Origin of the sequence: Cyanobium sp. A1C-AMD, from assembly GCF_024346495.1 — a bacterium.
GTDB classification, from domain to species: domain Bacteria; phylum Cyanobacteriota; class Cyanobacteriia; order PCC-6307; family Cyanobiaceae; genus Cyanobium_A; species Cyanobium_A usitatum.
Window position 1 is genome coordinate 1 of sequence record NZ_JAGQDB010000085.1, and the last position, 9,639, is coordinate 9,639.

The 9,639-nt window shown below is 68.7% G+C and carries 16 protein-coding genes and 1 pseudogene; 7 read left to right on the forward strand and 10 right to left on the reverse strand.

What is annotated here, in order from left to right:
- Positions 1 to 72: 72 nt before the first annotated feature.
- The 4 genes from KBY74_RS11855 to KBY74_RS11870 form a co-directional block, all read right to left on the reverse strand.
- A complete protein-coding gene (locus KBY74_RS11855; protein WP_254942882.1) occupies positions 73 to 315 on the reverse strand; it encodes a hypothetical protein in 243 nt (80 codons plus the stop codon).
- A gap of 80 nt (positions 316 to 395) precedes the next feature.
- On the reverse strand, positions 396 to 1,103 hold the full coding sequence (locus tag KBY74_RS11860; protein WP_254942883.1) for a hypothetical protein: 708 nt from the start codon (positions 1,101 to 1,103) through the stop codon (positions 396 to 398).
- Between the two features lie 10 nt (positions 1,104 to 1,113).
- Entirely contained in the window at positions 1,114 to 1,548 is a 435-nt protein-coding gene (locus KBY74_RS11865) for a hypothetical protein (protein ID WP_254942884.1), read from the reverse strand.
- Between the two features lie 65 nt (positions 1,549 to 1,613).
- Positions 1,614 to 2,522 carry a major capsid protein gene (locus tag KBY74_RS11870; protein ID WP_261352736.1) on the reverse strand — a complete coding sequence of 303 codons (909 nt, stop codon included), beginning with the start codon at positions 2,520 to 2,522 and terminating at the stop codon, positions 1,614 to 1,616.
- A 101-nt stretch (positions 2,523 to 2,623) separates the two neighbouring features.
- Between KBY74_RS11870 and KBY74_RS11875 the strand changes: the two genes are divergently transcribed.
- From KBY74_RS11875 to KBY74_RS11905, 7 genes are all read left to right on the forward strand, one after another.
- Positions 2,624 to 2,842: a hypothetical protein gene (locus tag KBY74_RS11875; protein ID WP_197169792.1), complete on the forward strand. Its 219-nt coding sequence runs from the start codon at positions 2,624 to 2,626 to the stop codon at positions 2,840 to 2,842.
- The gene (locus KBY74_RS11880) at positions 2,842 to 3,189 is read left to right on the forward strand and encodes a type II toxin-antitoxin system PemK/MazF family toxin (RefSeq protein ID WP_254942885.1); all 348 of its coding nucleotides are present in this window, start codon (positions 2,842 to 2,844) and stop codon (positions 3,187 to 3,189) included. The genes KBY74_RS11875 and KBY74_RS11880 overlap by 1 nt, the downstream gene beginning before the upstream one ends.
- A 261-nt stretch (positions 3,190 to 3,450) precedes the next feature.
- Positions 3,451 to 3,651 carry a hypothetical protein gene (locus KBY74_RS11885; RefSeq protein ID WP_254942886.1) on the forward strand — a complete coding sequence of 67 codons (201 nt, stop codon included), beginning with the start codon at positions 3,451 to 3,453 and terminating at the stop codon, positions 3,649 to 3,651.
- A gap of 96 nt (positions 3,652 to 3,747) precedes the next feature.
- Positions 3,748 to 4,491: a L,D-transpeptidase gene (locus KBY74_RS11890; RefSeq protein WP_254942887.1), complete on the forward strand. Its 744-nt coding sequence runs from the start codon at positions 3,748 to 3,750 to the stop codon at positions 4,489 to 4,491.
- A gap of 51 nt (positions 4,492 to 4,542) precedes the next feature.
- A complete protein-coding gene (locus KBY74_RS11895; RefSeq protein WP_254942888.1) occupies positions 4,543 to 4,809 on the forward strand; it encodes a hypothetical protein in 267 nt (88 codons plus the stop codon).
- A 114-nt stretch (positions 4,810 to 4,923) separates the two neighbouring features.
- On the forward strand, positions 4,924 to 5,259 hold the full coding sequence (locus KBY74_RS11900) for a hypothetical protein (RefSeq protein ID WP_254942889.1): 336 nt from the start codon (positions 4,924 to 4,926) through the stop codon (positions 5,257 to 5,259).
- Positions 5,260 to 5,350: 91 nt separating this feature from the next.
- Positions 5,351 to 5,752: a hypothetical protein gene (locus KBY74_RS11905; RefSeq protein WP_254942890.1), complete on the forward strand. Its 402-nt coding sequence runs from the start codon at positions 5,351 to 5,353 to the stop codon at positions 5,750 to 5,752.
- A gap of 115 nt (positions 5,753 to 5,867) precedes the next feature.
- On the opposite strand, the gene KBY74_RS11910 is transcribed toward KBY74_RS11905, so the two are convergent.
- From KBY74_RS11910 to KBY74_RS11935, 6 genes and pseudogenes are all read right to left on the reverse strand, one after another.
- Positions 5,868 to 6,056, reverse strand: coding sequence for a hypothetical protein (locus KBY74_RS11910; protein ID WP_254942891.1), 189 nt, complete (start codon positions 6,054 to 6,056; stop codon positions 5,868 to 5,870).
- A gap of 129 nt (positions 6,057 to 6,185) precedes the next feature.
- Positions 6,186 to 6,473, reverse strand: coding sequence for a hypothetical protein (locus KBY74_RS11915; protein ID WP_254942892.1), 288 nt, complete (start codon positions 6,471 to 6,473; stop codon positions 6,186 to 6,188).
- Between the two features lie 21 nt (positions 6,474 to 6,494).
- A complete protein-coding gene (locus KBY74_RS11920) occupies positions 6,495 to 7,457 on the reverse strand; it encodes a hypothetical protein (RefSeq protein WP_254942893.1) in 963 nt (320 codons plus the stop codon).
- A 69-nt stretch (positions 7,458 to 7,526) separates the two neighbouring features.
- Positions 7,527 to 8,696, reverse strand: a complete 1,170-nt coding sequence (locus KBY74_RS11925; protein ID WP_254942894.1) for a LysM peptidoglycan-binding domain-containing protein — start codon at positions 8,694 to 8,696, stop codon at positions 7,527 to 7,529.
- A gap of 3 nt (positions 8,697 to 8,699) precedes the next feature.
- Positions 8,700 to 9,197, reverse strand: coding sequence for a hypothetical protein (locus KBY74_RS11930; protein WP_197169776.1), 498 nt, complete (start codon positions 9,195 to 9,197; stop codon positions 8,700 to 8,702).
- 16 nt (positions 9,198 to 9,213) lie between these two features.
- A pseudogene (locus KBY74_RS11935) lies at positions 9,214 to 9,639 on the reverse strand (hypothetical protein); the annotation flags it as partial.

Below are 9,639 nucleotides of genomic sequence, written 5' to 3' on the forward strand. Positions count from 1 at the left end.
GTTCGGGTTTCGGTGCTGGTGGCCATCGGGATCAACGGTGAGAGGGAAGGGGGATGAAGCCGGCGCCGGCGATCAAGGCGGCAGGGGGCTGAGCAGGCGCAGATCCAGTGCGATCACCACCACCCCATTGCGGTCGGTGGCACTCACCAGCGGCGCCAGGGCGTGCACTGCCTTGAGCCCACCGGACGGGGGTGGTTCAGGGGTGCCGCCGTCCTGCAGCTGGGCCTGGCCCAGGAAGATCACCCCCTGCGGCCGGCTGTTGCTGCGGCACCGGGCCGTCAGCTCGGCCAGCACGGCCGGATCGGGGGTGGCCATCGGCGCCAGGGCAGTGCTGCAGAGCTGTTGCCAGGCCCCAGCCAGGAATGCGCTGGCTGAGGCTGCGCTGGCTGCTGGGATCAGAGCAGGGCATCCCCCAGCTCCAGGGCCGCCAGATCGGCAGGATCGCTGCTGGCGACACCCGTGCCGTCGCTGGTGGCCGTGCTGCTGCCGCTGGCCTGGGCCTCCAGTGCCGTGGCCTGCTCCACCAGTTCGGCCTTGGTCTGGCCGCCATCGAGCTCCACGCCGTAAACGGTGGAGCAGAACTCGACGATCTGGGCCTTGGTCATGGCCTGGAAGTCGGTGGCCTCAGTGGCCAGCAGGGCTTCTCCGTCGCTGGTGGTGGTTGCCGCTGACTCCAGCGGCTCACCGGTGGGGGCGGGCTCATCTGCTGCCGGGGCGGGTTCCGGCGCTTCCGGTTGCTCGGGCTCGAGGTCCAGCGCATCCGCCAGCTCCGGTTCCGGCGCGTTGTCCCCGGAGTCCACCGGGACCGGCTCATCGCCGCCACTGGCTGGGCTGAGCAACTGCCAGCCCAGGGCCTGCCAGCCGGCCAGGTGCACCGGCCAGATCGAGCGGGTCGCACTGTCCTTGCCGATCAGCAGCTGGCTGGGCGGCAGCAGCGCTGCATCGCCTACACCTGGATCCGGTGTGACGTTGAGCCGCTGCTCCGGGCCCGAGAGGCGAACAGGCGTGGAGTCGGGGTTGCTGCTGTCGAGAGGCTGCAGCAGCTCCAGCGGCAGGGCCTCAGCTCCGGCCGCCACGTTGAGGGTGTCGAGTGGGTTGCCCATGGCGCTCACCTCACAGCCCTTGGTTGGCGGTGAGCGCCACGGTCATCCCCATCGGAGTGCCAGGGCTCACCGTCGCCCGCGCCAGTCGCAGGCAGGGCGGGGTGATCAGCTCGCTGTCAGCGGGGTTGATCAGTAGTGCGGCGCCGCTGATGATCGCTTCCACCTTGCCGCCAGCGGCGGGGATGGCGACGGCCGCGGCGGTGATCCAGCTGCCGGCGTTGCCATCGGCCAGCAGCGGCGCCAGCTCCAGGGTCACCGTCACCGCCTCGCTGTGGCCGGGGTGGGAGGCGACGAGCACAAAGGAGCTGGTGGCATCGAGATCGGTGCCGAGGTTCACGACATCACCACTGCTGCGGGTGTGTTCGTAGCAGTCGGTGGCGGAGTGGTTGATCCAGCCGACGAGCACCGTCTGGGCGTCGAGCAGCCGGGTGGCTTGAGAGGTCATGGATGGAGCTCCTGGGGGAAATGAATGAGTGGTTCTGGGCAGTTCTCCTGGGTTGGGGCTGGCGTTCAGGGCAGTACCAGCGGCATCGGCGCCACGTTGAACAGGCGTGCGGCGGCCTTGCGGTTGCACACCGCAAAACCCACGTACCAATCCACACGCGTGCGGAACACCGGCGCGTCGTGCACCTCCCCGAAGTCCCGGACCGAGATCCCGTAGCGCCCCTCAAACGGGCCCTGCAGTCCGCAGACCGCCGCATCGCCGAGCACGCAGCAGTAGATCGAGGTGGTGCCTGCCGGTTCGTCGTAGCCGAGCACGGCGTTGCCCTCGGCGTCCTCCTCCACCAGCAGGATCTCGATCCCCTCGAAGAAATGCCGCCCGTCGATCACCTCGTAGAGGTCGCCGCCGGCCTGGCGGGAGGCGGTGCTGATCTGGCGGCGGGCGGCCTTGCTGGCGATCAACACCTTGTCGCCGCCGTAGCCGATCACGCTGTCGGTCAGCGCCTCCAGCGCCAGCAGGTTCAGCGTGCTGCCGCCGTTGTCGATCGTCTGGTCCTCGCCGGGCACCAGGCGCTTGCTCAGCCCGTTGAACGCCCGCGGATCAAAGGTGTCGTCGCCGTTGATGATCGCTGCCTCCAGGGTGAGGCGCATCGAGCGCACCTTCATCTCGGTCTGGGCAGCACGGGCCTCCGGGCCCTGTAGGTCCACGATCGAGCGGTCCACATCCAGGTCGCCGCCAAAGAGGTGCACGAACTCCGAATCGGAGTTGATCACCCCGTAGCTCTGGCGGTAGCCCTCGTTGACGGCCCGAAAACCCACGCGGGGGAGTTTCGTTTCCGCCGGGAAGCTCAACGAGCCACCGACAAGGTTGCGGAAGGGCAGGCGGCGCAGCAGCTCCCCCTCCGCAAAGGTCTTGAGCACCGCTAGCTGCTCAGCACGGCGGGCGTATTTCTGCGCCTCGATCAAGGTCAGGCCCAAGGGCACGCTCCAGGGGCCTGGCCCCAGTGACAACAGCAGCTGTTGCCAGGTCGCTTGTGGGCAGGGTGAACCCTGAGGTTCAGGCTGTTTAGCCTGGGGCGATGACCAATCCCCAGCTCACCGAGAACCTGCTTGCGGTGATCCGCAGCCTGCCGGCTGACGATCGCCGCTGGCTGCTCAGGCAGCTGGAGCAGGACAGCAGCGACCTGAGTCACGGGGCCCTGGCTGAGATGGCGATGGCCGGGGGTGCCTTTGACGACCTGGCGGCTGAGCCTGACCTCTACAGCTTCTCTGACGGAGAAGCGATCGGCGCCGGCTGATGCTGAGCCGCTACGACATCGTGCTGGTCGCCTTCCCATTCACGGATGGGCCTGCGGCCAAGCCTCGGCCGGCCTTGGTGATCACCACCAGTGAGCGCCATGGGGATGTGTTGCTGGCCTTCATCAGCTCCAACGTCAGCGGGCCGCCGGGCCGCGATGAGCTCGACATCCCTGCCGATCATCCGGGCTTCTCAGACACCGGCCTGAAGGTGAGCTCGAGGATCCGGCTCAGCCGCATGACAACCCTGGCGATGCCACTGGTGAAACGGCGCATCGGGCTGCTGCCGCTGGCCTTGCAGACGGAATCCCAGCAGGTGCTGCAGCGGGTGATCGGCGGCCAAGGCTGAGCGTTCCCCTGTTGGCCAGTTCGTGGCTGTGACAGCAGTGGGCGGCACCGGTTTCCAATCCCGTGCCCGGTAGCGGCCTGGGCCCCTGCCCCACCAGCTCCTGGTGGATCGGCTACGCGCAGCCCTCCTCATGGTCCGGGCGGCCTCAAGGGCTGCGCAAGTCAGCCGGACTGGTGCGTTGGCTGCGCTGCGCTCCGCATGTCGGAGGGGGCTGCCCCTTGACCCCGCCCGGCCTGCTTCGGGGTCTTCGCTACGCCTGCCATGGCTTCTGCATCCCGGATCCGCGCCTTCCAGCTCCTGAGCTCCCGCACCCTGGAGTTCCTGTGCGAGGAGGCATCGGCCCACCGCCCGGCTCCTCTGGAGCGGCTGGAGCGCCTCTGCGCCGATCTGCTCTTCGATCGCCAGCTGACCACGCCAGCTTCGGTGCCCGTCTGGTGCCCCGAGAGCGAGCTGCCCTTCTGAGGGGGCGGCCCCGGCTGCGGCTGGGGCGCTCTCTTGTTGCCCGCAGCCGGCACCCCCAAGCGACCACTGGCAACAGGGCTCAGCAGCACCACGCCCATGGCCAGCCCCATGACCCCCGAGCGGTTTCAGGATCGCTTTGAAGCCTTTCGCGGTGAACCCCAGCAGGTCTCCGGCGTCTGGACCCTCCATGCCGCGATCGCTGCCCTGCCCGGCAGCGAGGCCGTCCTCGATGAGCAGGCCCCCTGGGCGCTCACCTTCAGCCAGAAACCCGCTGAGCCCCCGGCACCAGCAGTCCCCAGCGGCGGCCTCGATCCGCGCGGCTCAGAGGAAGCCGGGATGGCCGGCCCGCAGCTGGCAGCTCCCGTCCAGCCCGGGGATTCCTACCTGCTGGTGAATGACCGCGACCAGGACATGGAGGCCTACGACCACACCGGGGCCTTCCTCTGGAAGATCCCCTGCCTAGCCCGCGGCCAGGGGAGCGACACCGACTGGACCCAGAACAGCACCGACACTCCGCCCGGCCTCTACAAGCTCGGCCAGCTCTACCCCGACTACGAACAGAACCCCAACCCGCCCTGCTCCGATACCGCCATGGGCTACGGCTGGTATTCCTTCGACATGGAGGAGCTGGAGGGCCAGGAGGTGGCCCATGGTCGGGCCGGGATCATGCTCCACGGCGGCGGCTCGGCCTGTGGCTGGCCCGGCGCCTGGGCACCGCAGCAGCCCCTGCACCCCACCCTCGGTTGCGTCCGCCTGCACAACGCCGATCTGCGCGACAAGGTGCTGCCCCTCTACCGGCAGGGCACCGTCTATGTGGGGGTCTTCCAGGAAAAAAAGTGACGGCGGCTCTGGTGCCGCCAGCTGGGGCCTGATCGCGAGGGAAGAGCAGCGATGGACTCAGGACCACTGGCCCGACCGCCCAAGCCGCCGTTTGACCGTGAGCGGTTCGTCTTCAAGATCCTGGCGCTGGTGATCGGCACCCAGCTGCTGATCTATACGCTGGCTGCTGGGGTCTGCGGCCAGCGGGCGCTGGAGGGGCGATCGATCGGGCAGATCTGCCCCGGCACGCTGGAGCAGCTGCAGGGCGGCTTTGATTCCACCCTCAAGTTGCTGCTGGCGCTTCTGGGTGGGGCAGCGCTGACGCGGATGGACCGGTAACGCCTGGGAGCGGGAGGAGGGCTTGCTCCGGGCCTCTCCAGTCTGAGGCCCTCCTGGGGTCGGGCCTCCGCTGGGATCGGTCCCGTCGCTGCGCCATACCTGGCGCCGATCGTCATGGCCACGCTCTCTGCAGGCAGCCCCGCTGCCACCTCCCCGTTCTGCAGGCCAGAAGAGGATCCCTTTCTGCTGCTCGAATCCACGCTGCGCTCGGTAGAGGAGATCCTGCTGCGTCGTCGTGGGCTGCCGCTGCGCCGCACCTGGATCGAGCAGCCCTATGGAGAAGAAGAGATCACCCTGCTGGAGGAGGAGGTGATTCCGGCGATCCAGCAGTGTCTGGCACGGGTCGATGAGCTGGATGAGCGGCTCTTGGCCGAGCAGGAGCTGATGCAGCGCTGTGAGCTCGAGCTGCAGCGCCAGCCACTGTCGGTGCAGAAGCTGCAGATGGCCTGAGCGCCATGGATTGGGGGCTGCAGCAGCGGCCCCCTTGCCTGTGCCTTGATCCCAGGGTTGGCAGAGCAGCTCCACTGCTCGGGCGCGGTGGGTGCTCAGCACGGATCTACAGCAGGGCCAGTGGGGCGTGGCTGGCCGGGTGGAGCGAAACCCCGCCGCAGCATGCCCCTGCGGCTTGCGCTGGCCAGGGCTGACGCAAGGCTCGCGGGGCTCGCCCCTGGCCAGCACTGCGCCTGCGGGGCGTCTGGTCGGTGTTCTCCGCTCCATCCCAGCCATGGCCGCTCCCCAAGGCCCCGTCTGCGAAGTCCGCCTGCTTGTGGTTCACCGCTATCAGCCCGGCGTCCAGAAGCTCGGCACTGCCCCCTGTGCGGTCGAGTTCTTTGGCCGCCGCGGCAAGCCCGTCAAGAAGATGCGGCTGATCCCTGCCGAGAAGGCATTCGCCTTTGCCCGCAGGCTGCAGGGCACCCCCGGCTGCACCGTCTCGGTCTGCTGAGCCAGGGGGCTCGGGCCCGGCTGCCGGTTGGTGGCCGGGCCCCAAATCCCCATGCAGGTAAAGCTCATGGAACCCGTGAGCAGGAGAGTGGAAGAGCAGTCAGCAGCCGCTTGCTTCAGCTTTCTTGGCCTGGGTTGTGGTGCATCAGATACCTGGCGGCCACAAACCGCGAACGCTGGCCAGCTCTGCTGAGGCTGGAATTGGCGCGATGGATTTCCTGCTCCGTCGCGCGGGTTGTGTAGAGCGCTGAGCCGGTATCCCGATGAAGAAGCACGTAGTCGCTGGCCTCCGGGGCGGCGGACATGGGCATCACGGGACAGCGGCAGGAAGCGCTGAGCCGCAGCAAAGCGGAGCAGCGCTGCCGGTGCCAGATCCGATCCACGGATGTTGCAGATCGGCTTGCTGCATGACGTCCTGCTGATTGATGGCTGGGTCAGCCACGGGCACCCAGCCACCGCCGATAACGGCTGCGCTGCCGCCTTGCCCTGGCTTTGGATCGAGCACTGCCGAACTGGGGGCTGGAGCCGTCGCGCCGCCGCCGCACCCAGGTTCCCTTCCTGATCAAGCCGGCGTCTTGGGGATTGGCTCGGCGAGCGGCCACGATCGCCCCATAGCCCCGTTTCTGCTGGCGTTGAGCACGGGAACGGGCCTGGCTGGCGCTGGCGGCCGGCACCACCGTGGCGGTGGAGCGGTTGCGCCAGAACACCAGATACCAGGCCATCCCGTTCTCCCGGCGGGGTCATCAGCGCCGCGGTGCAGCCGCCCTGGGCGTGGTGCCCTTGACGGCCTCCAGGTAGAGCTCGGCGGTGCTCAGTGTCTGGAGGTTCACCGCGCCGCCGTGCTCGTGACCGCTCTCCGGCACTGCGGCGGAATAGAGGCCACTGCGCTGCTGGAACAGGAAGCTGTACACCGGGTGGCGGCGCAACTCCTCCATGTAGTCGCCATCGCTCAGGGCCACGCCATCGGCGGTGAGGGGCTGGCCCTTGCCGTCCACCGGCAGCAGCCGCTCGCGGCCGTCCACCTCCCCCAGCTGGAAGTGGCCGCCGCACAGCGTCACGAAGGTGTCAAAGAACGTCCCCCGTTCATCACCGCCCACCCGGCCTTCCGCTTCTGAAAACAGCCGTTCCATCAAGCGCTCCTTGCGCAGGTTCTGCACCTGGGAGCGGGCCTCGTCCCGTTCCTTTTCCACGCTGCGCACGCGGCGCAGGTTGGCCTCATTGAGCTGGCGTTCGCGCTCGCCCACCTGGCGCTCGAACTCCTCGCGCTTGCGCTCGGCGTCCTGCAGGCGGGCGTACTCGTCCGGGTTGATCTCCGAGAAGCGCGACAGCTGGGCGCGGGCCTTGCGGAGCTCTTTTTCGAGCTGGTTGCTGCGGCGGCGTTCGGCGCGCAAGGGATCAGCACTGCTGGGAGCAGCGGCAGGGGGGTCGTCGTTGTCGCCGCTGCCGCTGCCGCTGGCACCTGGGCCCTGGGGCAGGGAAAGGTCGAGGGTGTCGTCGCCGTCGGCAGCATCCAGGCCCGCGTCAGCAGCGCCGTCGCTGTCGAGCTGGTCGGGGTCGGCAGCAGGTTGGACAGAGCCAGCAGAGCCCTGGTTGGGCTGTTGCTGGTGCTGGCTGTAGCTCCGCCACGGAGCAGCCGGGGCCAGGGGGGCTGGAGCAGTGCCGCTGTTGGCGCTGCTGGAATCAGAGGAGAAGAAGGAGGAGGGCATCACCCATCACGGCTGTGGTGCTGCGGGCGCCCCGTCCGGGCTGCGCTCGCTCTCCCTGTTGCCAGCTCCTCAAAAGCCCTGCTCAGGCAGCTCATCCAGCACGGGAGCAGAGCGCCGGGCCGGCAGGTAGATCCACTCCCCCGCCGGCAGCGGGGTTGAGGGCATGTAGCCAGGCACCAGCAACTGCATCCCCGCCGGGATGGAAGTGGTGGAGCGGTAGACGGGCAGGAGCAGGGTGGTGCCAGCCGGCAGCGGTTCCTCGCTGGGCCAGCTGCTCAGCTCCGGGTTGAACTGGCGCAGCAGAGTGAGGCTGAGGTTCTGCTCGGCCGCCACGCTGCTGAGCGTTTCGCCTTCGGCGCTGATGTAGGTCTCGCTCTGCTGCAGCACCGGGTTGAGGCTGCGCAGCTTGCTTTCGGTGGTGCCATAGCGACCGGCCAGCACCGCCAGGGAGTCGCCCTCGACGGCGATGATCGTCTGGGTGCTCTCCAGCTGGGGGTTGATCCGCCGCAGGGTGGCCACGGTGGTGCCGTAGCGCTCAGCGATCAGGTTCAAGGTGTCGCCATCGCGCAGCACCAGCACGCTGTGGGGTCTGAGCACCAGCTGGATCGCTTCCCCCAGCAACGGCTGCAGCAGCAGGCTGATGCCGCCCGGGCCGTAGTCCGCCCCGAAGTGCATCACCTGGCAACCGGCGAACTGGGCCCGTCCCCCCGAGGGAAGTCCGCCCTGGGGCTGGAGCAGGGCCAGGTCCCCCAGCCACATCACACCCTGACAAGGAGCCTGCACAGTTCCCAGCAACGACGGGTCCCAGGGCAGCGGCGCCTCGTCGCGGAAGCCTGGGGTGGCCCAGTCCTGCTCAGCCGCCAGCCAATCGAAGGTGTTGCTGGTGCTCACCGGCAGGATCGCCGCCCGGCAGAGGTAGCCGCGCAGCAACACGTCCCCAGGGTCGGTGAGGGCGGTGTCGTTGTAGCCGCTGACGATGCCGCTCTGCTCGAGGAAGCAATCGATCACATGCCGGCGGATTGGAACCGGATTGCGGCTGTCAGGCCGGTCCACCTCGAACAGGCAGAGGCGGGCATTGGCGTAGGGCTGCAGCGCCAGCCACAGGGGCAGAGCCGCGGGCTGAGCTATCCGGCTGTCAATCGCTGAAGCGGCTGCAGGCAGGGAGACCAACTGGCCCCACAGCGGCGCACCCCGCAGGGGGTTGAGGCCCTGGTTGAGTGGCGAGAGGGGTAGCTCCATCGCTCAGCCCCGTACCAGCGATCCCCGGAAGGGGTCGGGGTTGCACTGGCGCCAGTTCTGCAGCCGCGGCAGCAGCAGCGCCAGCTGGCCGATGTGCTGGCTGCGCTGCCGGTTCAGCACCACCGCCGGTGAGGGGCCCGCAGGGTTCCACTCGCTCTCGGTTTCCTCCAGCAGCAGCTCGGTGGCGTACTCCACCACCGCCAACTTTCTCAGCGGCAGTGGGTTGGGCACCACGCCACCGGCCACGCCCTTGCGCCGGCTGCGCACCGGGCTGTTCACCTCTGCCGGTGTCAGTGCGGCCAGCTGCTCATTCAGCGCCGCAATGGCATCGAGGTGGCCCTGGGCGGTGCAGACCCCTGTGGGGTAGTGGGTCTGCAGCTGGGCCATCTCCCGGTTCAGGGCCGCAAGGGCGGCACTGGTCACCGGGATGGACAGGGCGATGCGCAAGGCCTCGGCATCACCGGGACGCCAGGTGCAGGTGGGTGGGGAGGACTGGGTCATGCCCTCCCTTGCCAGATCAGCTGCCTCTGCCCCCGTTGGGCTCGCCCAGCCCCAGCTGCTGGCGCAGCTCGGCGCCGTCGATCACCCCCCGCTCATGCAGCACCAGCCACTCCTGCACCGAGGGCTGGGGTTTGCGCGGTGGTTGCGGCGGCACCAACGGGCAGATCTCCACGCTGCAGGCCGGAGTGTCGGAGAGCTTTTCGCCGGTGAGGCGGGTCCACTGGCGCAGCAGGGTGCTGAGCATCGAGGCCTTCTGGCCTGCCAGCGACTGGAGCACCGCAAAGCTCTGGCCGGCAGTCAGGGAAATCTCCAGCTCGGTGCGGGCTGGACCGTGGCCGCCGGCGGGGATCAGGGCGTCGCGGCGCATGGCCTCTTCCAGCTGCTGCAGGTAGGCCCGGTGCTCCGCCAGCGAGCGGGCCTCGATTTCGACCCACTGGAACGT

Coding starts and splice junctions, on each gene's coding strand:
- KBY74_RS11855 (WP_254942882.1), bottom strand. CDS start 315: ATGGCCACCCCCGATCCGGCCGTGCTGGCCGAGCTGACGGCCCGGTGC.
- KBY74_RS11860 (WP_254942883.1), bottom strand. CDS start 1,103: ATGGGCAACCCACTCGACACCCTCAACGTGGCGGCCGGAGCTGAGGCC.
- KBY74_RS11865 (WP_254942884.1), bottom strand. CDS start 1,548: ATGACCTCTCAAGCCACCCGGCTGCTCGACGCCCAGACGGTGCTCGTC.
- KBY74_RS11875 (WP_197169792.1), top strand. CDS start 2,624: ATGACCAATCCCCAGCTCACCGAGAACCTGCTTGCGGTGATCCGCAGC.
- KBY74_RS11880 (WP_254942885.1), top strand. CDS start 2,842: ATGCTGAGCCGCTACGACATCGTGCTGGTCGCCTTCCCATTCACGGAT.
- KBY74_RS11885 (WP_254942886.1), top strand. CDS start 3,451: ATGGCTTCTGCATCCCGGATCCGCGCCTTCCAGCTCCTGAGCTCCCGC.
- KBY74_RS11890 (WP_254942887.1), top strand. CDS start 3,748: ATGGCCAGCCCCATGACCCCCGAGCGGTTTCAGGATCGCTTTGAAGCC.
- KBY74_RS11895 (WP_254942888.1), top strand. CDS start 4,543: ATGGACTCAGGACCACTGGCCCGACCGCCCAAGCCGCCGTTTGACCGT.
- KBY74_RS11900 (WP_254942889.1), top strand. CDS start 4,924: ATGGCCACGCTCTCTGCAGGCAGCCCCGCTGCCACCTCCCCGTTCTGC.
- KBY74_RS11910 (WP_254942891.1), bottom strand. CDS start 6,056: ATGTCCGCCGCCCCGGAGGCCAGCGACTACGTGCTTCTTCATCGGGAT.
- KBY74_RS11915 (WP_254942892.1), bottom strand. CDS start 6,473: ATGGCCTGGTATCTGGTGTTCTGGCGCAACCGCTCCACCGCCACGGTG.
- KBY74_RS11920 (WP_254942893.1), bottom strand. CDS start 7,457: ATGCCCTCCTCCTTCTTCTCCTCTGATTCCAGCAGCGCCAACAGCGGC.
- KBY74_RS11925 (WP_254942894.1), bottom strand. CDS start 8,696: ATGGAGCTACCCCTCTCGCCACTCAACCAGGGCCTCAACCCCCTGCGG.
- KBY74_RS11930 (WP_197169776.1), bottom strand. CDS start 9,197: ATGACCCAGTCCTCCCCACCCACCTGCACCTGGCGTCCCGGTGATGCC.